Below are 23,984 nucleotides of genomic sequence, written 5' to 3' on the forward strand. Positions count from 1 at the left end.
TATTATCCGATAATTTTTTTCAGTTAAGGTCAACAATAAAGGTATCTGAAGTATTAATAACTACATAAACTTTGTTTTCTGAAACATTAAAATATAGCTTTAAACTTTTAACTTTTAATAAATCAACTTTTCCTTCAAGGGAAGAATAAACTCTAGAAATTAGATCTTCTTGAGATATTTGATTTCCTTGATATTCTATAAATAATTCAGGTTTCAATGTAACTTTCTTAGCTTTTCTTGCAGTGGTTCTAACTACTTTTTCCCCTTCTTCAGCCAAACCACCAACTGTATCTTTTACTCCATCTACTGCTTTCTTTACATTTTCCTTATTAAGCGTAGTAGATATTTTTTTGGAAGTAACCTTTGCTGCAGTATTTACGCTATCAATTACTTCATCAATAACTTTTTTTCTATGTGGCATTTTGATTCCCCCTTATTATCTATGACTACCATAATTATACAATAATTATATCTAAATGTAAATAATTGGATATTTACATAAACCTTAACTTTAAAATAAGTTTCATATAAAAAAACCTATATGTTAGAATTAAATTATAGAATTAATTATGTAAAGCTCATAATTAAGAGGAGGAATTTAAACATGAAGTTTATTCATACAGGCGATTGGCACATTGGAAAAATAGTAAATGAATTCAGTATGCTACAAGACCAAAGATTTATGCTTAATCAATTGGTAGATATAATTAAAATGGAAGAACCGTCAGCATTAATTATAGCGGGGGATTTATACGATAGATCAGTTCCACCAGCAGACGCAGTAGAACTGCTAGATGAGATATTTAATAAAATTATAATGGAATTAAAGGTTCCTATATTAGCTATTGCAGGAAATCATGATAGTCCAGAAAGATTATCATTTGGTAGTTCTTTACTTAAGGATAGTGGACTACATTTAGAGGGAATATTACAGAGTAAAATTAGAAAAGTAAACTTAAAGGATGAACATGGAAATATAAACTTCTTTCTTATGCCCTATGGAGATCCTGCATATGTAAGAGAGCTATATGGGGATAGTGAAATAAAGACTCATGAAGATGCTGTAAAAAAGATAATAGATAATATAGATTTAAATGAAGATGAAAGAAATGTTTTAGTAGCTCATGGGTATGTAACAAATATGAAAAATACTGAAGAGGAAGAAGAGGATGAATTTATGAGAGCAGGATTAATAACATCTTCTTCAGAAAGACCTTTATCCATAGGGGGAACGGATTTAATATCAGCAGGTATATTTGAGAAGTTTAATTATGTTGCATTAGGACATTTACATGGACCACAGAAAGTAGGTTCTGACAAAATAAGATACTCAGGATCTCTTCTTAAATACTCTTTTTCAGAGGTTAACCAAAGAAAGGGAGTAACAGTTGTTGAAATAGATGACAAGGGAGAAGTAAAAGTAGATTTTAAACAAATTAAACCTTTAAGGGATATGAGAATAATAAAGGGGCCAATTAAAGAGCTAATTTCTCCAGAAGTATATGAAATTGGAGATAAGGAAGATTACATTCAGGCTATACTTACGGATCAAGGAGAAGTATATGACCCAATATCAAAGCTAAGAGCTGTATATCCTAACATAATGGCTCTAGCAAAAGAAAATAGTATTAATGAAGATTCCAGTATAACATCAGCAAAAGAAGGTTATAAAGATAAGGATAAACTTGAGCTATTTAATGAATTTTTTGAAAGTATTGAAGGAAGAAAATTAACTGCAGAGCAAAGAAGTTATATGGAGGTTGCATTAGATACTTTATGGAAGGAGGATAAATAATGAGGCCTTTAAAGTTAACAATAAGTGCATTTGGACCTTATGCATCAAAGGAAGTTATAGATTTTAATGTACTTGAAGGAAGAAATATATTCTTAATTACAGGTCCTACAGGAGCAGGGAAAACTACTATTTTTGATGCTATTAGTTATGCATTATATGGAGAAGCTAGTGGAACCAGCAGAACTATAGATAACTTAAGAAGCGACTTTGCAAATGAAGAGGATATAACCTATGTTGAACTTGAGTTTTCTTTAAGAGGGAAAAATTATTATGTTAAGAGAGTACCAGTTCAACCTAAAAAGAGAACTACATCAGCTGAACTTATTTATCCAGATGGTTCCATAGTAACAGGAGCAACTAATGTAACGAAAGAAGTAATAGAATTAATAAGAATAGATAAAAATCAATTTAGACAAATAGTAATGCTACCTCAAGGGGAATTTAGAAAATTACTAGAATCAGAATCAAAAGAAAGAGAGAAGATTTTTAGAGAGATATTTGGAACTGAGGAGTTTAATAGAATTCAATTTCTATTAAATATAAAGAAGAAAGAACTAGAAGAAGAATTAAAGGCTATAAATGAGAGAAGAGCAACTAACTTAAGAAATATAAACCCAGGCGAAGATACTTTCTTAATGGAAAAAATTAAAGAAAAAGAACTTAATGTAACTGAAGTATTAGGTTTATTAGATACTTTGTTAGATAAGGATAGAGCGGGTTTAGAGACGGTATCTCAGAATAAAAACACCATAAATGAAAAGCTTGATAACTTAAGAGAAAAATATATTAAAGCTCAAGAAGGAAATTTAAAGCTACAAGAGAAAGAAAACTTAATAAAAGAAAAAGAAGTTCTCCAAAATCAAAAAGAAGAAATAGTAAATACAGAAAAAAAAATAACCCTAGCTAAAAAGGCATTAGAAGTAAGTTTTATTGAAAAAAGTAGGAATCAAAAGAAAGAAAAATTATCTAAGTTAAGGGAAGAACTTATTTTAAATGCCAATAGAGTTAAGGATGGAGAAATAGAACTAACTAATGCAGTAAAAACCTTAGAAATAGAGGAAAAGAAAGAAGATAATAAGAAGGTATTACAAGAAAAGGCAGCTAATCTTAATTCCATTAAGGAAAAAATAGTTGCTTACGGAGAGAAAAAGAAGGAGCTTCAAAGTCTTAATATAAATTTAGTTAAAGAAAAGGAAGAAAATGAAGCATTAAAAAAGAAGATAGATTTAAATAATGCAGAAATTCTCAAAATAGATGAAGAGCTTAAAGAAACTTTAAAAGCTGAAACCTTAAAAGAAAGATTAGAAAGTAAATATAGAGAAATAAACAACTCACTAAAAGAAGTTAGAGAGTTATATTCAGCAGAAGATAAAGTAACTAAGTTATTAGAAGATCACAATAAGCTAGCTAAGGAGTATTCTAAGGTTGAGGAAGAATATAAAAAATCTAAGACTAAATATGAAATGCTAGATGAAGCATTTAAGAAGGGCCAAGCTGGTCTATTAGCTAGTGTATTAATTGAAGGAGACCCATGTCCAGTATGTGGTTCTACTGAACATCCTAAAAAAGCAATTATACATGAAGGGGTTCCATCTGAAAAGGAACTTAAAGAGTCAAAAGAAAGCCTAGAAATAATAAATAATAGATTAAAAGAAAAATTAAATGAAACAACTAGGGTATTTACTTCAATAAAAGAACAAAGAGAAAATATTGAAGGTAAAAAGCTAAATCTAAAATCTCTATTTAAAGAGGAGATGTGGAACTTAGAGGGGACAGAGGCCCTAAAAGAAATTGCTGTTATAGGTAAGGAATTAGCTAAAGACGCGAAGAATCTAGAAGATAATTTAAAAGAAATTAAGTTAAAGATTTCAAATAGAGAAAAGTTAGAAAAGGATCAAAAGATATTATCTGAAGAAGTTGAAAAGCTAAAGAAACAACAAGAGGAAAGAGAAAGTATAATATTAAATTTATTTGGAAGAATTCAAGGAGAAGAGAAATTAGTTAAATCCTTTGAAGAAGAAATTCCAGAAGAATTAAGATCCTTAGAGAGTTTAAATAAAAGTATTAATGGGCTAAATATTCAGATAGATAATATAGATAAAGAAATTAAAATAGCTAGAGAAAAGGTGACTTCCTTAAAGGCTAATTTGTCAGCTGCACATGAAGCTTTAGTACTTAAGCAAAAGGAAATAGAAGATACAGAAAAAGAATTAAAAGAAGTAATTAAGGAATTTGAAGATACCCTTAAGAAAAATAGTTTTTTATCTGAAGAGGAATATAGGGAATGCTTTATAGCAGAAGAAGTTATAAATTCACTAGAAGAAAAAGTTAAAGTATATTATCAGGACTTGAAATCTTTAAGTGATAGATTAAATAAAAGTATTGAAGAATGTAAAGACCTAAAACTTGAGGATTTAGAGGTCTTAAATGAAATTATTGAAAAAGAGAAAAAAGTACAAGAAGATATATTTAATAATGAAAAAGAATTATATACAAGAATATCAAATAATGAGGCAATATTAGAAAGAGTAAAAGTAATTAATCTACAGTGTGAAAAGGAAGAAAGTAAGTATAACATTGTAGGGGAGATAGCAAGAGTAGCAAATGGAGATAATAGCCAAAGAATAACCTTTGAGAGATATGTCCTTGCCGCATATTTTGATGACATAATAAAAGCAGCAAACTTAAGACTTACCAAAATGACGGGAGATAGATATTTACTAAAAAGAAAAGAAGAAAAGGGTAAAGGAAGAAAGCAGGAAGGCTTGGAGCTTGAAGTATTTGATAATTACACAGGAAAAGCACGTCATGTAAAGACTTTATCAGGAGGAGAAAGTTTTAAGGCTTCACTATCTTTAGCATTAGGATTAGCAGATGTAGTGCAAAGCTATGCTGGAGGGGTAACGGTAGATACCATGTTTGTAGATGAAGGCTTTGGAACATTAGATCCTGAATCACTAGATAATGCAATCAATTGTTTAATAGAACTTCAGCATAATGGAAGATTAGTAGGAATAATCTCTCACGTACCAGAACTAAAAGAGAGAATAGATGCTAGATTAGAAATAACACCTGCAAAGGAAGGTAGTAAGGCAGGCTTTAAGATTTAATATTATTCAATATAAAAAATCCCTTTAGTTCTCGACTAAAGGGATTCTTTTATATTATGGTTCTCTATTTTCACCTAAGAAGAATACTGCTAGAGTTCCAGCACCTGTATGGCTTCCTATTACAGTTCCAATATAATTTATTATTACTTCTTTTACATTAAAATCTTCTTTTATAGACTTAGCTAAAGCTTCAGCATCCTCAAAGCAATCAGAATGAGTTACCATGATTGTTTGATCTTCTGGATTAACAATATTCTTTTTCATATCATCTAATAAGTGCGCAGTAGCTTTTTTTCTACCTTTAGCTTTAGCAAAAGGAACAAGGGATCCTGCATCATTAATATACATAATAGGCTTAATATTTAATATTCCACCTACAACTGCAGTTGTTGAAGATATTCTTCCACCTCTTTTTAAGTGATTTAAATCATCAACAAAGAAGAAATGATTAACTTTAGGTATGGTAGCTTCTATCCAAGAAACCAATTCTTCCTTTGAACATCCTTCTTGTCTTTTCTTAGCAGCTAAGTAAACCAAAAGACCTTCGCCGCCAGAAGCAGCTTTTGAGTCAATTAAGGTTATATCTGCATCAGGGTATTCTTCTAACACTTCATTTCTTGCCATAACTGAACTATTAAAAGTTCCACTTAAGGCAGAGGAGAAGCCTATATATATAATTCCTTTTCCGTCTTTAACATGTTTAGTAAATTCTTCTGCAAATCTATATGCGTTAATTTGTCCAGTAGTTGGTTGTTCTAAATTTCTTATACCATCATAGAAGTCTTTGTATTTTAATGTTATACCACCGTCATCTACATACTCTTTTCCTTTAAATAAGCAAACCAATCCAAGTGATGTGACTTCAATTTCATTAAGTAAATCTGCGGATAAATCACTAGGTGAATCAGTTATGATAACATAATCTTTCATATCTACTCTCCTTTAATATATAGGATTTTAGCTTATAAACCTAATATATACTTCTTAGTAAAGTATATGTATAAAATATAAACTTAGGATAATACATTTATAATATCACTTTAATTCTAATGTATTAGAATTAATTATTCAATGGACTAATTTCATTGAAAAGCTTTAACAGTATATATTTTATAAATAAAGGGAATAATTTAGAGGATACAAATATATGGACAAATTTTCCAATTTATTGTAAAATTGTAAGGGGAGAAAGTTATATAAAGTGTATGCACTAAGATAGAGGAGTATATGCCATGGTTGAATTAAGGGAAGAGTCTAATTTTTATGAAATTTTGGGAAATACCTTAACTGATTATGAAAAGAAAGTTAACTTGTGCAAGGATCTTCAAGGTGTAAGAGAAGATTTTATTTTAAATATAGCACATGACCTAAGAACTCACTTAAATGTAGTTTTAAGTGTTATTCAGTTACTTAAAATTAAGCATAAGTCAGTGAATGAGGGTGACAAGAAGTGGAAAGAGTATACACAAACTATTACAAAAAGCTGTTACAAGATGTTAAAGCTTGTGAATAATCTTATTGATGTGACGAAATTAGAAAATGACTATTTTATATGTAATAAGGAAAATCTAGATATTATATGTTTAGTAGAGAATATAGTTAACTCTGTTAATGAATATGCTAAGGATAAAAACATATCTATAATTTTCGATACAAATGAAGAGGAATGCAAAATGTCAGTAGATCCCGAAGTTATTGACAGAATAGTTATGAATCTACTTTCAAATGCAATTAAGTTTTCTCCAAAAAATTCAGAAATTCTAGTTAATCTAACTGTTAGTGAGGAAGATGTAAAGATAGAATTTAAGGATCAAGGTCCTGGAATTCCAAAAGAAGAAATGGAGTTAATATTTAATAGATTCCACAAGGTTGTAAAAAATATTACTTCAGAGTATGAAGGAAATGGAATTGGACTAAATTTAGTATACAATTTAGTAAAAACTCACAATGGAAATATTTCTGTATATAATAATAAAGATAAGGGATGTAACTTTATAGTAACATTACCTAGGTGCATTGATGAAGAATGTGGATTCAGCAGAAAAATAAAAGCAAATACTAAGGTACAAGTATTAGAAATCGAATTTTCGGATATTTACTAGACTTCATGTATTGACTTTATAAAATTATATATGATATTATAAAACTTGTGAATTAAATATTTGCGGCGATAGCTCAGCTGGATAGAGCATTTGACTACGGATCAAAGGGTCGGGAGTTCGAATCTTCTTCGCCGCACCAAAACCAAAGGTGGTTAGGCTTGCAAAGGGGTGCTTGTTTATCCACTTTTTTATTTTGGATAAATGAGGCTTTTGCAGGCCTTTTTTTATTTGCTATAGAAATCCCTCATATGTATTTTTATGGGTTAACATGATAAAATAAACTTAAATATAATTTTGAGGAATATTATCAAAACAAAGGATAACTTTGTAATAATACTTAACTGAAAGATGGATTTGTGGGGGAAAAATGAAGAAACTTAATATTATATATGCAATTAGCATTATTTCTGTAGCACTAAGTTTAAATGGTTGCACAAAAAGCATTGGTGAAGATTATCAAAAATATATAAGTGCAGATGTAAATAGTTTGAGTGGTTTACTGGAGAAGTTCAATTTAACTAGTGTAGAAAGTAAACAAAACTATGAAGGTGTAGACAGGGATTATAAAGATTTAAATGGATGTATGGAAGTTATGAATTTATATTCTGTAGAAGGAACTGACATAACAATACTTTATAATTCTAAGTTTGATAATGGAGATGTTAGAGTTATACTTGTTAAGCCTGATGGTAAAGTAACCGATATTGTAAAAAATAATGGAGATGGAAGTATAAATGATAAAATACCTCCTGGAAAATCTGTAATAAAAATTATCGGTGTTAAGGCTACAGGAAATTTAAAAATAAATGTTACACTTACAAGTAATGAAGAAATAAGTAAGTTGGGAAAATTTGATAAAGATGGAGAGTACATGTTTCCATTAAAAAAACAAGTAAAAGGCAATTATTTTTCTGCAAAGTTTTATAGGGTAAATGTTTTGAATAATAAAATAGATAAATTAGCTAAGATTGATATAAATGGGCAAATTATAGATGGGACAGTAACAACAAAGTTTTCTGATGACGGCTGGGGAAATTCCGGAGTAGTAAAGGCTACTGTACAATCTAATTCTATTGAAAATATAGATATAAAAATAGATAATAAAAACTTCCAATCTACAAGTTGGGGTATTAAGGAAGGAAACTTTAGTCCGTCTGGTGGTGACTTACCAGATATTTTAAAAGGACTTAATTAACAAATTTATAGCTGCAATATTAATATATATTGTTTAGAAAGTGAGTTATCGTTGAGGCAAATTTTGCTCATTTAAGTCCCCATAAAGTTTAGTCCCATATAGCGTTTAATATGTCTAATAACTTATCAGTAGGTAGTAACTTACCAACAGGACCATATCCTTCGCCTTCAAAAGCCATTTCGTTACTGATTTCATCATTCTTATCTAGATCAAAATAAAGCTTAGTATAGGTAAAGGTCTCCTTTTCACCATTGTCTTTAGTGTATTCAAAGGTATGTTTTTTAGGGTAATCAAGTTCTAGAAGCATGCCTTTTCCTTTTATATCATCAAGCATAAATATACTTTTATATTGTCCTTTAATATTCTTAACTCTTGAATTAATCTCATTAACTAGGGCATTAAATTTCTTATCATCTTTTGTAAATGTGGTTGTATTGCCTTTACCATAATAGATTATTTTTTCAGGCATAGCTAAAGTATGAGTATTTTCATCAGTCTCATTCTTACTAGAATTGGTAGATATATTTGTTGCATCTGGTTTTTGTGATGAGCAAGCATCAAATAATGATATAGAAAAAATCAAGACTAACAGTAGTAGTACAAAGCGTTTATTCAAAAAATCCACTCCTTCAAATTTATTTAAATTTTGAAATATTCCCTAGCCCGGTCATAAAGCTTAGTGTCATATGAAAAGTTATAGTTATTTGATTTAAATTTGTTTCTCACTCTTAGGGGAAATTTTCTCATAGAATCTGAACCAGCTGCTTCAGAGGATACATAAAAGGTCTTTAATATATAGGTATTATCTTCTTTCTTCAAATGAAGTACAGCGGGATCTATAGTTCCAGTTCCACTCTTTATTTTATTAGAATCAACGTAAAGTTCCTGACTGTAAAGCCATAGATAAACATTGATTTCACCATATTTTTCTTCAGATATAACTATAGAATAATCACAAAATACTTTACCACCAAAGGATTTTAAACCTGCAGTAGGTTCTACGTCATTTTTAACTATATTTTCTATAACATCACTAGGTACATTAACTGTATTTAAAGAATTGTTGTATATTATCAAAGATATTATAATTACTGAAATAAATAAAGTTGTAATCATGAAAGTACGTTTTTTCATATAATGACCCCCTCTAAATAGTAACAGAATAATTATTGTTAATAGTAACATAAAAGTAAAAAATTAACTAATAATTAGTAAAGACTAATCTATATAGAGGTATTCTAATAAAATTTGAATTAAGTATATAACATTTCTGGAAAAAAATGTTTGGGGGATGTTATAATGCAACACACTATTGTGATATAATTTCCATAATAGTTAAAATATTGAGAGGTGCTAAATGAGAAGAGAACCCCTTAGTCAAGAAGAAAACTTAGAGATATTTACGGATATGCTAAAAGAACCATCCTTAAGTAGAATAAATATAAGTAAAATAACCATAGGATTAGTATTAATAATTTTAAGCCCAGTACTTGGGGTTTTACTATTTTCAAGTTATTGTGGTTTTGTAGGCTATACCATATCTACAGATATGGGGGTAGCAGTTTTTATGTTCAGCTGTATATTAGCAGTTGCATTATTGGGACTAGCTTTAGTGTTAGTCGGAATTAGTGAAAAGTCAAAATTATGATGGGGGTAAAGTATGATATTTATAAAAATTATCATTAGTATAATTTTAATTATTGGAATAATTAATCCTAGACTTTCGTGGAAGATATCTGAAGGGTGGAAGTTTAAAGATGTGGAACCAAGTACATTGTATCTTATTATGACTAGAGTTATGTCTGTAGTAATGCTGATTGTTGTATGGCTTGCAATTCCTAATTAAAAATTCATATTAGATTAGTTAAAAGTGGAGTATAAAAAATGGGTGAAATAGATAAAAGAAATAAGTTAGAGGAAGAACCTTTTAATTTTAATGTTTCAAAGGATAATAAAGTATTTATATATTGGAGCGGGAAATTAATTAAGATTCTAAAAGGTAAAGAAAGTGAGAAATTTCTACAAAGAATAAAGAATGCTGACACGAAGGAAGCTCAATTAATTATGGCAAAAGTAACAGGAAACTTTAAACATGGTAATGAAAAATATAATAAAAAAATGTAATATTATACACTAATTTGCGATATTTTATATTTGAAAAACTAAAAAGTGCAGTGCTATAATTTTTATATGACATTAGAATTTATGGCAGAGAAAATGGGAGAAATTTATATTTAATCAGATTTACAAAGGTGAATAAGTTTGCAAAGGGGGCTTACTTATTCACTTTTCGCGTTTGAAAATACTTATTGTATATATATAAAATTTATGATAATATTTTATAGATGTTAAGAGGGAGTAACTGCCTTTTTTGGTGATAAAGTCAACATACTGACCTTTGGTCTGGCTTTATCGTGGCTTATTTTAGTCAAGTGAGACTTTTAGCACGATGGTTTTATTATTAGAATTAGATACCTTTATATTAATTTACAGGTTTTTAATTCTAGTAATGAGATTTCATTGTGTTAGAGGTCTTTTTTTTAACTCTTTAGGAATTTATAATATTTTAAGGTTTTTGATAACATTATAAGCTTAAGATATAATCTAAGGATTCGCTAGATAACCTAAAGAGTAAAAAATAGAATTAGTCGCCTGCCAAATTTTCCTCACATGCGTTTGGAAAGGCAGATGCGAGAAAAAAATCGACGGCTCATAATCGCCTTGACGATTTTTTTATTTTTAAATTTTAAGTTAAGAGGAGGACAAAAATGGCGGAGTTTATTAAGGCTTTGTTTTTAGTTGTAGTTGCAGAAATGGGAGATAAAACTCAATTACTTGCAATGGCTATGGCTAGCAAATACAAAGTAAAGCAAGTAATGATAGGGGTCTTAGTTGCTACTGTATTTAATCATGCCCTTGCAGTAGCAGTAGGAAGTTACATAGGTTCATTAATACCTATGGGAATAATTAAGATGGTTGCAGCTATATCATTTTTGATATTTGGTCTTTGGACATTAAGAGGAGATAAAATAGATGAAGATGATGAGAAAAAACGTAAATTTGGCCCAATTGTAACAGTTGCAATAGCATTTTTCTTAGCAGAAATGGGAGATAAGACTCAGTTAATGACAATAGCTATAGCAGCAGATAACAGCAATCCATTAGTTATATTAATGGGAACAACAACAGGTATGTTAATTGCTGATGGTATAGGTATTATAGGCGGAGCATGGATGTGCAGACACATACCTGAAATATATATAAAATGGGTTGCTGGAGTTATATTTATGTTCTTCGGTACCTTAACTTTATATAACATAGCACCTGCTTGGATGATCAGCCCACTATTTATAATTCTTTATTTCTTAGTGCTAGGAGTATTTATTTATATATTTGGAGTTAAGCTTGCATATCATGGACAAGCGTGCGATATAGTATTAGCAAATGAAAATTCAGAAGGTGAAGTAGGCTAAAGAATATGCCTAAGTTGATACATAAGAGCCCTATTATTAGGGCTTTTATTTTTTTGGCAAGAAAATATTATAGCTTCTTATAGAAAAATCCAGAATAGTAAAATATAATTAATGATAATAAGATGGATAAGAGAGGCACAAGCTATGAAAATAAAGATAATAATAGCAGATGATAATTCCTTTATAAGAGAAGGAATGAAAATAATTTTAAATACTTATGAGGAATTTGATGTAGTAGAGACGCTAAATGATGGAAAGGAAGCACTAGACTACTGCATTAATAACGAAGTGGACATTGCAATACTAGATGTTAGAATGCCTAATATGAATGGAGTAGAGGCAACAAAGCTAATTACTGAAAAGACTAAAACGAAACCTTTAATATTAACAACTTTCGATGATGATGAGTATATACTTGAAGCCATAAAAAATGGAGCTAAAGGGTATTTACTTAAAAATAATGAGCCAGAAAGAATCAAGGATGCCATAATAAGTGTTTATAATGGAAACAATGTTATGCAGGATGTAGTTCTTGATAAGATAAAAGAAAATTTAAAAGAGGATAAAAATGAAAAAGAAGATAAAATAGATAGAAGTTTGTTTACAGAAAGAGAGCTTGATGTTATGAGTTTAATTGCAAAGGGAAACTCAAACAAAGAGATATCAAAAACTTTATTTATATCAGAAGGTACAGTAGCAAACTATATAACATCTATACTTAATAAAACTTCTCTAGAACATAGAACTCAGATAGCTATATATTATTTAAAAGGTAAGCTAGAATAGCATGGTGAAGTAATGGAGAAATGGATTATAGTTAATAAGTTAATTGTTATTTTATATATTATTATAGAACATATTAATTCAGGTAAAGAAAACAGGGCATTGGTAGTTTTATGGCTACTTATATATTGTTCAATAAATAGCTGCATATATATATTAAAATCAGAAAAATATAAAAAAGCATTTATTGAGATTTCTATGGTATTTATTATTATTGGATACATATATGTAAATCCATTATTTATGGTATTTTTACCTATAAATATATATGAGTTATTAGATTATTATGTAGAAAAAAGAATTTTCTCAGTAGCGATAGCATTAGTTCCAGCACTATTTCTAGATAAGGAAATAATATCTACCTATATCCTTATATTAGGCTTTAGTTTTATTATTTTCACCATGACAAGAAGTTACACAGAAAGATTAAATAGCTTAGAGAGTCAAGCAGATTCTATGAGGAAAGATATGCATAGACTAACAAAAAATTTTAATGAGAATAAGGAATACTTAAGGCAATCAGAGTATACTTTTAAGCTTGAGGAAAGAAACAGATTGTCTCAAGAAATACATGATAAGATAGGACATTCTATGACTGGAGCTTTAATTCAAATGGAGGCTGCAAAGTCATTAATAGATAGAGATAAGGATAAGGCAAAAGAACTATTAACTAATTCAATAAATATATCTAAAGATGGTATAGAGGATATTAGAATAACTCTTAAAAACTTGAAGCCACCAAAAGAACAGATAGGAATAAATAGACTTAAACTTATGATAGATGAATTTATTGAGAAAAGCAGAATTAAAACCACATTAATATATAAAGGAGATATTGATAAAATATCCTATATTCAGTGGAAGATAATAATTGAGAATATATCTGAAGCCCTTACTAATTCTATGAAATATTCTAATGCAGATAATATTTTAGTAAATATTGAGGTATTAAATAAATTCATAAAAGCAGAAGTTAAAGATAATGGAGAAGGATCGGCTCTAATCAAAAAGGGGCTAGGGATAGTTGGAATGGAAGAGAGAACTGCAACTATTGATGGTAAGATAATAGTTGATGGAAGTAATGGATTTTCAGTAACAACACTACTACCAATAAAATAGACCATGTAAATTCTCATATATAAAAAGTGAATATTATCATGTATGAAAGGTGAACTTATATACTAAATAAGCCCACCTTTTTTCTATATAATAAACTCATAAGTTAAATAAATGTATTTTTGAGGTGATTAAATGAAGGCGTTAGAAATTAAAAATCTTACAAAGAAATATGGAGATTTTATTGCAGTAGATAATATGTCATTAACAGTAGAAGAAGGAGAGATATTTGGTTTTCTTGGTTCTAATGGAGCAGGAAAAAGTACGACTATAAATATGATATCTGGGCTTTTAAGAAGTAATGAAGGAAACATTAGTATACTTGGAAAAGATATTAAGAAGAATAGTAGATTTACAAAAATGAATCTAGGAATAGTTCCCCAAGATATAGCTATATATGAAGATTTAACTGCCTATGAAAATGTAAAGTTCTTTGCAGGGTTATATGGCTTAAGAGGAGAAGAACTTAAAACAAAGTCAGAAGAGGCATTAAAATTTGTTGGACTTACTGATAAGATGAAGGAATATCCAAAGAATTTTTCTGGTGGTATGAAAAGAAGACTAAACATAGCTTGTGCGCTAGCTCATAAACCAAAGCTAATAATAATGGATGAACCTACAGTTGGTATAGATCCTCAATCAAGAAACTATATCCTTGAATCAGTTAAGGAATTAAATAGAATGGGTTGCACAATTATTTATACAAGCCACTACATGGAGGAAGTCGAAGAAATCTGCTCTAGAATCGCTATAGTTGATCATGGAAAGATAATTGCAGATGGAACAAAAGAAGAGTTAAAGCTTATAGTAACTGATACTAGTGAACACTTAATAAAAGTTAAGTCTACAGACAAATTAAAAGAAGAAGAAATAAAAAATATAAATGGAGTAAAGGCAGTAAAGGTAGAAGAGGATTCAGTAACGATTAATTCAGAAGTAGAAGTTAATAATCTAAATAAAATAATTCAATATTTTATAAATAACGATATAGAAATAAAAAATGTTGAGACAAAGACACCTAATTTAGAAACTGTATTTTTAACGTTAACTGGAAGAACATTAAGAGATTAATATAGGAGGAAGAAAAAGTGAACATTATAAATATTGCTCTTAAGGAGCTGAAATCTACTTTAAGAGATACTAGAACTCTTGTATTTATGCTAGCTTTTCCAATAATATTGATCTTAATATTAGGTACAGCATTATCAGGATCTAGTGAGTTTAGCAGCGATAAGTCATCTATTTCACTAGATAAGATAAGTGTTGTATATAAGGATAATAGTGATGGAGAATTTACTAAATACTTTGATGAATTTGTGAAACAAGCTGAAAAGGAAGGCATAAAGTTTGAGAAAACAAATGATGAAGCAGGCGCGAAAAATCAAGTTGAAAAACGAAAATACCAAGGGTTTATTGAAGTAAATAACGATAGTGTTAAGTTAGATGAAAATAATAGGACTTCAATAGAAGGCAACATCGTAGAAGGAATGCTAAAAGGCTTTATTGATAAATATAAATTAGTTTCTGAAGTAGTAAAAGTTAAACCTCAAGGGATTGGAATAGTTATAAGTGATAATAGTGAAGGTAGCTATATTAAAGAAACTTCACTAAATTCAAAAAGCGCCCCAGGAGCTATAGATTATTATTCAATAGCAATGACAACTATGATAGGACTATATGGAGCAATCTCAGCTTGTTTCTTAATAAGAGGAGAGAGAATGAATAAAACAGACACTAGGCTCATTGCGGCACCTGTAAGAAAAAGTGAGATATTAATAGGAAAAGTTCTTGGAGGGATAGGGGCTAATTTACTTTGTGTACTTGTAGTTATGCTAGTAAGTAAATATGCATTTAAGGCAAATTGGGGTTCAAATATAGGATTAGTTATATTAGTTCTTTTAACTGAAGTTATATTAGCTACAAGTTTTGGACTTGGAGTAAGTTATATGACTAAAAAGCCAGAAGCGCCTAGAGCAATTGTTATGCTAGTAGTACAAGTATCCTCGTTCTTGGGAGGAGCATATTTCCCAATTACATCAGAAAATAGCACTGGAATTTTAAACTTTTTAGTAAAGTTATCTCCACTTTCTTGGAATAATGAAGCAATAAATAAGCTAATCTATACCTCAGATAGTTATGCTGTTATACCATCAATAGTTATAAATATGGTAGTAGCATGTTTGTTTTTAGTAATATCCGGAGTAATAGCTGGAAGAAGGGAGGCTCTTTAAGATGAAAGATATATTATGGTTAGTTAAAAATGGATTAAAGGTCACCTTTAGAAAAAAATCTAATATCTTCTTATATATAATTGCTCCTTTGATTGGAATATTAATATCCCTAGTCGTTTATAGTGGAAGTGGTGATAATAATTTAAGAGTCGGAGTTTTAAATAAGGATAGTAATTATATAGCTAAAGATGCTGTTGATTATATGCAAAAATCAGGAAACTTTAAGATAGAAAATATAGATGAAGGGGATATAAATGACAAAGTAACCTCAGGAAAGCTAGACTGTGTGGTAATAATTACAGATGGATTTTCTAAAAGTGTAGAAAGTGGAAATCCAAGTAATATAGAAGTTACTTCAATAAAAGGAGCGCAGGCAACTGCCTATGTTAAGTCGTATCTATATAATTATATAAATAACATCAGTGATATAAGCAAGGTATCAGCTGGAGATAAGGAAACCTTCCAAAAGATTTATACAAACTATAGAAGTAATGATTTTAATTTATCAGTAAATACCTTAAAGGATACTTCAAAATCTAAGGCCATGACAGCACAATCAATAGGATTTTTAATTATGATAGTGCTTATGTCAGCAGGAAATTTATCAGAAGTAATAATTAAAGAAAAGCAAAACAGAACCTATTTTAGAATATCTAGTGCACCAATAAATTCTAGAAAATATATAATGGCAAATGTTTTCTTAAGCATGATCATTGTAACCATTGAAATAATTTTAACCTTACTTGTTTTAACTCAGGTGGTGAAGATAGATATAGGAATGCCATTTATACAAATGTTTGGAATGCTATTCTTATTTGGATTTGTAGCAGTAGGCTTCTCGCTACTTACTGTTTCTTTTGCAAAGAGTACAAGTGGAGTTGGAGCAATGCAAAACCTTTTAATAACGCCTACATGTTTACTTTCGGGATGTTTCTTCCCAATAGATATTATGCCAAAATATATTCAAAAAATATCAGATTTTATGCCACAAAAGTGGATATTAACTGGACTAAGCAGCCTTCAGGATGGAAACAGTATTTCAAGCATATACATGAATATATTAATAATAATAGCCTTTGCAGTAGCTTTCTTCTTAATTGCAATATACAAGTTCTATAGCAATGATGATATAAGAAATTTAGCATAGTTTTATATTAAAAAGAGTTTTAAGTATTTTGAATATAGGGTGAAAAGTATAATCAAGCGAAACTAAACCTTATATCTAAAGGCTTTAAGTTTGATTATATATAATCAAACCTTATAATCAAACTTTTCATTTATAACGCAATAGCAGCTACATTCACCAATGGAATCACTCATAAAATCACAGCAAATAATAAAAAGGCAGAATCACCTCTCAGTGGTCTGCCTTTTCTAATTTAGCTCGTATAAAAAGAAGATTGTTCATTACCGTATCGCATTCAAGAAGTTCCTAAAAGTAGCCAGACTTGGCTTGATGAAGGAATGTGCTTTGGCGCTCTTCTTAAGCTAAAGAGAACTTGAATGTTTTGTTAGACGATGTAATTAACGGCAGTGCGCTACACGCTAGGGTATTCGTCAATACCTCTTATACTAACAATTTCTCTGCAAACATCTCTAGATAGCGTATGTGCAAATTTGAACATTACATACTCACCTTCATCTAAATTCAAACTATTCTTGGCAACATCATTAATACGTTCCTGATTTGACTCAGAATAATAAGAAAATCTCCATTTGGCATTCGGCCATCTATGTCTTATTTGAACTAGATATGGGATATCAACCTCACCTAATGATAGACCATAGAGATTGATATACTCGACTTCTTCTTCAATTAATTTATAGAAATAACTACACTCCATCATACATCCTTCTACATCTTTTCTGAGCTTCTTTATATAACTTAGCAAACATCTATATTCATTTATTCTATTGTAACTACTTTGTGTAAAATCATACTCCTCATCCAACTTCTCAATTACCGCCTTAATTTCCTGAATTCTACTGTCATTGCCATGCCCAACTATAAGTTCACCTCCATCATCTCCAAAGCACTCGCCATGTACATAGTGAATCTTATCATCCTCAATGCCATATAGTTTTTGCAATGAATGGGTATAATTGAATTGTAGAAAATAATCTTCATTGTGCAAATTAAGGTCACTACTATTCAATAAACGCTCCTTAATTAAAGAGTAATTCGATTCCCGATCAAGAGTGTCTATTACCCACTTGGCAAACTTCTTCTTTAGTTGTTCTGCACTCTTGTCGTGTTTTAGTTCAATCTCTACTGGGTCAGGGTATTCTAAATCTAAATCGTCTACTGACGTATCAACCACAAAGTACTCGTACACCTTAGACAAATGCCTTTCAAAATCACTCCAAAAAATATTCTCAATCACGTAATTATAGTCGTGAGCTATAGCAGGACCCACCATCTTTCTATGATTAAGCTCATACATTCTTCCAATCTCTTCATAGAATTCAGGATCATTCTTAATCAAATAACAACCAAAATAGTAATAACTACTAGGCAAACCATGATACAAGTCGAATCCATTACCAATTACATTTAAATTCATGCTCCCACCCCATCTATATCATTTTAATCATAGTCTAGTTAATTATGTCGCCAACGTTCCATGTTGCTGGCGTTTAGAAAACTTAGGTAACTCCTATCTACGTTTTCTAAATGCGCCTTGGCGATTATTAACCGCTAACCTTTACATAGATTATAAACCATATATTTACATGACGCCATATAAGAAAAGTCCACCAGCTAAGGTGGACAGCAACATTTTGTTAGATGTAGTTTAAATCTATACATCTTAAATAAAATCTAATACTTTTAACTTTTATTTTATTTCGTAATATAAGAAAAATACGTACTATTCTTTTTTTATATTAGTTATAGCATTCAGTGCCATAATAAGAGAAATTATATTTAAGGAGATAACTATAGACAGTAATGCCATACCTGCATCTCCATAAGAAGGAAGGGTAAAAAAGTAGATGTAGCGCAAAAGACAACCTAAAGGAAATGAGAAAAAACTCAGTAAAATGCTAGGTAATAATTTTTTCATTTTAGAATCCCCCTTTTTTAATATTAGGAACTAGTATAGTTCGCTTTATTCTACAATTACGTCTTAAGTTAATTATATCGAGTATGGATAATTATGTATATAAATTATATAGATTTTCAACACTATTCTTTAACAGAATTTAAAATAAAAATAGCCTAAACCCTTTTTATAAAAGATTTAAGGCTATGTGAATTTTTATATTTTATTGAGAATTTTTTGTATGGCAGTTACATATCCTGCCTTATATACCTGAATGCCGTTTTCTTTTACTCTGCCATAATTATCGGTAGTCCATCCCTGATGGTTCATAAATTCGTTTGATATGGCATTTCTCAGAGCATCTATTTCTGTATCTGTCAGATTATAAGAAGGTTCGACTAGAACGACATCCTTATTTCTGCTTATATCATTTATAGTACGCATATCAATCGTTAAGGTTGTTTGTTCCTTAAGCAGAGAGTTTTCTCTTTTGAGCTTTTTATTCTCTGACATAAGCATACCAACCAGTGCCTTTGTTGTTGGTTCGGAGATACTTGCTAAGATATCATCTTTTAATGTTGATGTCTTTTCTTTTTTAGGCTTTTTAGTGGTAACTTTATAGTATTCAGCCCACTGGCTTATCAAAACTCTATAATCCTCGGCATTTTTGTTTCTAAGTGCCTGTTCACTTAGACCGCCATCATCTGCTATCAGTCTGGCTATAGTGCCAATAGAAAAATCTTTTATGTCAGACTCAGACTGTTTTTTACAGGCGTTATGTATGAGTTCTAGTGTTTTCTTTTTCCTTGCGGAAGCGTTCTCGTAAAACTTTGAGAACAGTTCATCTGGATGCATTTCTATCATATATCCTCCAATACATAAATTATTCTTCATCAATAGTAGAACTATCTATTAGTAATACATTACTATTTATAGTCACAGATTTAAGTTCATCAACAAACTCATTCTCAAGGCCGATTTCTTCAAGTTTTCTACGCCCGATGGCATAGGGAATTGCATTTTTTAAACTACCTGCACGACTAATCAAAAGCCTCATGAATTGATTTCCTGCAATGAGCTGTTCTTCTTCTGTTAATGAGAACATAACGGGCATTTTATTGTTATTTTTAAATGTTAAATCTATGATTTGAGACCTTTGAAGAACTGCCTTGCTTGCATCTGTTTCAGGAAACAGTTCAGCCCCATTACAGATGATTTGAAGCTGTTCAAGTTCATGTTCAATGTTATTAATAGAAATTCCAACATCTGATATAGAACCTACGGTAACAAGCTGAAATCCATCATTAGAAGAAGTTTGTTTGATTATCTTCATGCTCTTATCAATAAGACGAAGAGTGGCATTATAATCGTTTGCTAGCTTATCATTCTTCTGTATCTCCTGTACATATAACTGCTCATATTTAAGCAATTCATGATGCTTTGTAAATATGGTTCCATTAAGTTCACATTCATATTTTTCATTTTCTAAAAGTTCTATATCATGCTGATATTTAATCACTCGTTTTCCTGTTTCGCCCATATTGTAGCCTATGGTATTAAAGTGATGCACTAAGCCTGGAAGAAAAGCGGGACTAGTTACGAACCATCTACATCTGACACAATTCTGCTCTGGAAAACCTGGAACAACACCGTAAGTGATTTTATCCGTATCACCATTAACATATGTGCCGCCTGAATCGCATCCAAAACAGCCTTTAGGACAAATTCCTTTATCACTTATGATAATACTTGCGCCTGATTTTTGAGCGTTGATTACTGCCTGATAAGCTATTGGGTCATTAGCAGCTACACTTGTTTCTAACTGTTCATACTTTGCATCTCTAATAAATCTATTAAAAGCTTCTTTATCATTTTCAAGGATGCTCTTTTCAGCTTGATTCATTGTATCTGTAACATATGAAATACCTGCTTTTGTATAATAAAGAGTCATAATGAGTCTTGTGTGACCTGCGACAGCCTTTGAAAGAATAGGCATTGGAACTCCGCCTTCAAGAGCATAGGCAGTTATAAGTGATACTCTGAGTGAATGAAGGGGATAATAAGTCGTTTTGTTACTGTCTGGACGCACAAACTTTAATGTTCTTTCTTCTTCGGATGATGCATTTTCTTTAAGCTGTTCCTCAAGCTTTTGAAGTGTCTTATACCAAATATAGTCCAATCCGGTTGCTCTTATTGGCAAGTGTTCCTGTCCTATTGAAGTAGGATTTCTGAAAAGAAATGTGGTTTTCCCCATTTGTTTTAAAATCCTCACATCTTTTGTATGTCCTAAGTGATTTGCTGTCATTTCTGTCCATTTTGCTGGTTGAGAAATAGGATTGTACTTCATTTGCCAGTCCCTAAGTTTTGCAAGCCAGTATTGTTCTTCTTCGTACTGCCAGGGAATGTCATAACCTTTATCGGATTCCTCTTTGTTGATGTCTGTTGTTTTATTCGTGTTGATAAAAAAACCTGTCATTTCAAGTTGTGTTGTTTTGTCTTTGAATTTACGAAGAGCTCCTCTTTCAAAAGGATTTCTTTCTGTACCCTGACTTAAATGTGAATCATTCTTAATCCATTCTCCAGCCACATTTCGCATAGACTGCACATACTTATAAGTATCCATTTCTCCACTATCAAGCATACGCACCTGATAAGTTCTCAAAGGAAGAAAGAGCTTTGTCAAAAGTGCCACAGTAGTCCCTGGAAACCACATCTCATATACTTCATCAGCAAGTCCTTTACTTGTCTGTTCATACTTGGAAGCTTTTCTGAATCTGTAAACACAGTCTGGGTCATTTTTATCAATAACAGACTTATCAACAATGAACCAATCACCACCTGCTCTAATTGAATCGCCTGCACCTTGTGCAAATTTCAAGTCTTTAAAGTAGGTTGCATTTGGAGGGCAGAGTAGATTACGAAGGTCTTTAATGTATCTATGAGGCAGGACATTTTTATCTGATTCATTACGTTGCGATAATTTTACAGAGTCTGGTAAATATTTTGTTAGAGGATTTTTAAATTCTGCTGGAGTAAGTTTGTTTCCTAAATCATCTTCAACCGAAAACTTCTCCTCAATGACCCAGTCAATGAAAGCAACAATCTTTTTTGCTTCATCTAAAGCATTGGCTTGTGAGTCTCTTTCTACATAAATAATCTCGTAAAAATCTAGGGTGTCATATTCTATTGAAATGAACTCCTGAACAGACCTAGTGATGTTCCAAGGAACAACATATTTCTTAAAGAAGTTTGATAGAGTTGCAAGTGCTATATTCTTACCTCTTACAACCGTTTTTATCCATTCCGCGGCATATTCTTTCCATTGCTGTAAATCAGAATCATATTCTAAAAGCCATTCGAGGCTTTCACTCGTACTCGTTCCATGAAGCCTTAACTCAAGTTCTCTTTTCCTAGCTTTTTCCTTTAACTGTTCAAGCCTAAGATTTTCTTTTGGCGATAATGCACTATCACCAATGGCTCCGTTTTCAATGAAATCTCGGAGCCATATCATGACAGTATTATTTTTAACACCATGTTCTCGCTCAATATCCTTGGATGATTTGCCACTGCAAAGTTCTTCAATCATTTTATACTTAAAAGAATTGTCATAACCTTTTTTTCCCATTCACTTTCTCCTATATCTGTATCTGTTGTGCTGTTTAGTTTCTTCATTCATCCATGCATCAATCTCATTCTGCATTGGAAGTACACAACCATTATCCAAAGATATAGTGGCATTATTTAGTGAAGCTGTAACATCTGCAACTGTTGGCTCTGTGTATACTTTCTGAGACTCTATGGATTTGTGGTGCATGGCAACTTGTTTGATGCGGTTATGTATATTGGCATTTTTAAGCCTTTGACCATATGCGTGTCTATGTCCATGTAGAGTAGTGCCATATTTCTTTCCGACTGTCAAATCAATCTTTTCAACCGCTTTTTCGTGAGACTCCCTCTGAGTCCTAAGTGGCATCATTTCTCCTAGTGTTCTAGTCGAATGTGAGACAAAGGCAAATGGATGAGTATCCTTAATGCCATCTCTTAATCTTTTTGCCATATACATTTTCCATACATACATAAATATGTATCCCCATTCCTTTGACAACCAGTATACATGCATGTATTTATCTTCATCGCTATCAAGTCTTGGCTCTTTCCACCCTGCAAATCGTTTGTCCTGTGCTGAATACATATTGCGTGGGAGCAAACCATATTTTAACAGCAGATAGCTTTCTCTATCTGTTATATATTTACCAGTAGTAGGGTTCTTGAAATCCTGCGGGGCTCTTCCTTCGCTTGGGTGATAGATTCGTACCACAGCAAGATTTGGATCTTCTGGGCCAGGAAAGACGTCCTGCACCCATAAATGAAATACTTCACTATGCCTAAGTCCACCACCATGCATCAGTATAGTAATGGCAATATCACGCCAGTCATAGCGGTCAACAAGGTCTAATTCATAGTTCTTTCTTATATTCTTAAACCCTTCCCATAGTAACTCATGTATTTTATTTTCAGGGAAGGCTTTTGTATCTCCTTTTGATGAGTATGGTTTTCTTCTTCTAACAACATTGCGAGTTAATTTTGCAGTTTCAGATATTTCATGAACATCATCTAAATGTCCTAGAAACGAGTTCTGACTTTTGTTTATCTGTGCCATCCAGTTAAGTCGTTCTTCATATCTTGTGGCTTTTCTCCAAGGGTTTAATTGAACAGCACCATATTCTTCATATAACCAATCTGATAACCCATTTAAAGCATATAAAAGCATATTCGCTGTTTCAACTCTTTTAGGTAACCAATAAAGTCCCGAAGGATCTAAACCTTCTTCATTTATTGTTCCTGAATAAACAGACTCAGTAAATGTATCAAAGAATTCTTTTGCAGAAGAATAATATTTCTGATTAGCTTCCATATAATCAAGCAATAGTCCAACAGCTTGTACTAACTTCTTATGCCAAGTTCTGCTTTTACTACGATTCTTTATTTGATATCTATGTAATTGTTCAAAAAGCATTGTCTCTCCATTATACTCAACTAGAAGAGTAGGAAAGTCTATGCTCCTTCCTGTATTATCTCTATATGTTTTTGAAGATACTTGAACATATCTCATATATATCCTCCTATACCTATAG

General features: G+C 31.0%; 22 protein-coding genes and 1 tRNA gene. 14 read left to right on the plus strand and 9 right to left on the minus strand.

Features of this window, described 5'->3' with window-relative positions:
• Positions 1–19 precede the first annotated feature (19 nt).
• The gene (locus PTZ02_RS17425; RefSeq protein ID WP_274229030.1) at positions 20–421 is read right to left on the minus strand and encodes a DUF6465 family protein; all 402 of its coding nucleotides are present in this window, start codon (positions 419–421) and stop codon (positions 20–22) included.
• 183 nt (positions 422–604) lie between these two features.
• On the opposite strand from PTZ02_RS17425, the gene PTZ02_RS17430 reads away from it, so the two are divergent.
• Both PTZ02_RS17430 and PTZ02_RS17435 read left to right on the plus strand, forming a co-directional pair.
• A complete protein-coding gene (locus PTZ02_RS17430) occupies positions 605–1,795 on the plus strand; it encodes an exonuclease SbcCD subunit D (protein WP_274229031.1) in 1,191 nt (396 codons plus the stop codon).
• Positions 1,795–4,905 (plus strand): AAA family ATPase, encoded by a 3,111-nt coding sequence (locus PTZ02_RS17435; protein WP_274229032.1) that lies wholly within the window; start codon positions 1,795–1,797, stop codon positions 4,903–4,905. The genes PTZ02_RS17430 and PTZ02_RS17435 overlap by 1 nt, the downstream gene beginning before the upstream one ends.
• A 54-nt stretch (positions 4,906–4,959) precedes the next feature.
• Here the strand turns inward: PTZ02_RS17435 and PTZ02_RS17440 are convergent, their stop codons facing one another.
• A complete protein-coding gene (locus PTZ02_RS17440; protein WP_274229033.1) occupies positions 4,960–5,835 on the minus strand; it encodes a DegV family protein in 876 nt (291 codons plus the stop codon).
• Positions 5,836–6,137: 302 nt separating this feature from the next.
• Between PTZ02_RS17440 and PTZ02_RS17445 the strand changes: the two genes are divergently transcribed.
• The 3 genes from PTZ02_RS17445 to PTZ02_RS17455 all read left to right on the plus strand — a co-directional run bounded on the left by PTZ02_RS17445 (position 6,138) and on the right by PTZ02_RS17455 (position 8,202).
• A complete protein-coding gene (locus PTZ02_RS17445) occupies positions 6,138–7,007 on the plus strand; it encodes a sensor histidine kinase (RefSeq protein ID WP_274229034.1) in 870 nt (289 codons plus the stop codon).
• Positions 7,008–7,069: 62 nt separating this feature from the next.
• A tRNA-Arg gene (locus PTZ02_RS17450) sits at positions 7,070–7,146 on the plus strand.
• A gap of 228 nt (positions 7,147–7,374) precedes the next feature.
• Positions 7,375–8,202, plus strand: coding sequence for a hypothetical protein (locus tag PTZ02_RS17455; protein WP_274229035.1), 828 nt, complete (start codon positions 7,375–7,377; stop codon positions 8,200–8,202).
• A gap of 88 nt (positions 8,203–8,290) precedes the next feature.
• Here PTZ02_RS17455 and PTZ02_RS17460 read toward each other — a convergent pair whose 3' ends face one another.
• The gene (locus tag PTZ02_RS17460) at positions 8,291–8,818 is read right to left on the minus strand and encodes a hypothetical protein (RefSeq protein ID WP_274229036.1); all 528 of its coding nucleotides are present in this window, start codon (positions 8,816–8,818) and stop codon (positions 8,291–8,293) included.
• Between the two features lie 23 nt (positions 8,819–8,841).
• Complete coding sequence (locus PTZ02_RS17465) at positions 8,842–9,336, minus strand: hypothetical protein (RefSeq protein ID WP_274229037.1); 495 nt, start codon at positions 9,334–9,336, stop codon at positions 8,842–8,844.
• Positions 9,337–9,559: 223 nt separating this feature from the next.
• On the opposite strand from PTZ02_RS17465, the gene PTZ02_RS17470 reads away from it, so the two are divergent.
• From PTZ02_RS17470 to PTZ02_RS17510, 9 genes are all read left to right on the plus strand, one after another.
• Positions 9,560–9,850 (plus strand): hypothetical protein, encoded by a 291-nt coding sequence (locus PTZ02_RS17470; RefSeq protein WP_274229038.1) that lies wholly within the window; start codon positions 9,560–9,562, stop codon positions 9,848–9,850.
• 12 nt (positions 9,851–9,862) lie between these two features.
• Positions 9,863–10,048, plus strand: a complete 186-nt coding sequence (locus tag PTZ02_RS17475) for a DUF6199 family natural product biosynthesis protein (RefSeq protein ID WP_274229039.1) — start codon at positions 9,863–9,865, stop codon at positions 10,046–10,048.
• 38 nt (positions 10,049–10,086) lie between these two features.
• Positions 10,087–10,326: a hypothetical protein gene (locus tag PTZ02_RS17480; protein WP_274229040.1), complete on the plus strand. Its 240-nt coding sequence runs from the start codon at positions 10,087–10,089 to the stop codon at positions 10,324–10,326.
• Between the two features lie 644 nt (positions 10,327–10,970).
• On the plus strand, positions 10,971–11,675 hold the full coding sequence (locus PTZ02_RS17485) for a TMEM165/GDT1 family protein (protein WP_274229041.1): 705 nt from the start codon (positions 10,971–10,973) through the stop codon (positions 11,673–11,675).
• 144 nt (positions 11,676–11,819) lie between these two features.
• On the plus strand, positions 11,820–12,461 hold the full coding sequence (locus PTZ02_RS17490) for a response regulator transcription factor (protein ID WP_274229042.1): 642 nt from the start codon (positions 11,820–11,822) through the stop codon (positions 12,459–12,461).
• Positions 12,462–12,473: 12 nt separating this feature from the next.
• On the plus strand, positions 12,474–13,577 hold the full coding sequence (locus PTZ02_RS17495; RefSeq protein ID WP_274229043.1) for a sensor histidine kinase: 1,104 nt from the start codon (positions 12,474–12,476) through the stop codon (positions 13,575–13,577).
• 132 nt (positions 13,578–13,709) lie between these two features.
• Entirely contained in the window at positions 13,710–14,645 is a 936-nt protein-coding gene (locus tag PTZ02_RS17500; protein ID WP_274229044.1) for an ABC transporter ATP-binding protein, read from the plus strand.
• A gap of 17 nt (positions 14,646–14,662) precedes the next feature.
• Positions 14,663–15,805, plus strand: coding sequence for an ABC transporter permease (locus PTZ02_RS17505; RefSeq protein WP_274229045.1), 1,143 nt, complete (start codon positions 14,663–14,665; stop codon positions 15,803–15,805).
• A gap of 1 nt (position 15,806) precedes the next feature.
• Positions 15,807–16,952: an ABC transporter permease gene (locus PTZ02_RS17510; RefSeq protein ID WP_274229046.1), complete on the plus strand. Its 1,146-nt coding sequence runs from the start codon at positions 15,807–15,809 to the stop codon at positions 16,950–16,952.
• Between the two features lie 391 nt (positions 16,953–17,343).
• On the opposite strand, the gene PTZ02_RS17515 is transcribed toward PTZ02_RS17510, so the two are convergent.
• The 5 genes from PTZ02_RS17515 to gmtY form a co-directional block, all read right to left on the minus strand.
• On the minus strand, positions 17,344–18,369 hold the full coding sequence (locus PTZ02_RS17515) for an AbiH family protein (protein ID WP_274229047.1): 1,026 nt from the start codon (positions 18,367–18,369) through the stop codon (positions 17,344–17,346).
• Between the two features lie 306 nt (positions 18,370–18,675).
• Entirely contained in the window at positions 18,676–18,870 is a 195-nt protein-coding gene (locus tag PTZ02_RS17520) for a hypothetical protein (RefSeq protein ID WP_274229048.1), read from the minus strand.
• Positions 18,871–19,065: 195 nt separating this feature from the next.
• Entirely contained in the window at positions 19,066–19,713 is a 648-nt protein-coding gene (gene gmtX / locus PTZ02_RS17525) for a gamma-mobile-trio protein GmtX (protein WP_274229049.1), read from the minus strand.
• 19 nt (positions 19,714–19,732) lie between these two features.
• Positions 19,733–22,474: a gamma-mobile-trio integrase GmtZ gene (gene gmtZ / locus PTZ02_RS17530; protein ID WP_274229050.1), complete on the minus strand. Its 2,742-nt coding sequence runs from the start codon at positions 22,472–22,474 to the stop codon at positions 19,733–19,735.
• Positions 22,475–23,962: a gamma-mobile-trio recombinase GmtY gene (gene gmtY / locus PTZ02_RS17535; protein WP_274229051.1), complete on the minus strand. Its 1,488-nt coding sequence runs from the start codon at positions 23,960–23,962 to the stop codon at positions 22,475–22,477.
• Between the last annotated feature and the right edge of the window lie 22 nt (positions 23,963–23,984).

It is taken from the genome of Clostridium sp. 'White wine YQ' (assembly GCF_028728205.1).
Classification (GTDB): domain Bacteria; phylum Bacillota; class Clostridia; order Clostridiales; family Clostridiaceae; genus Clostridium_T.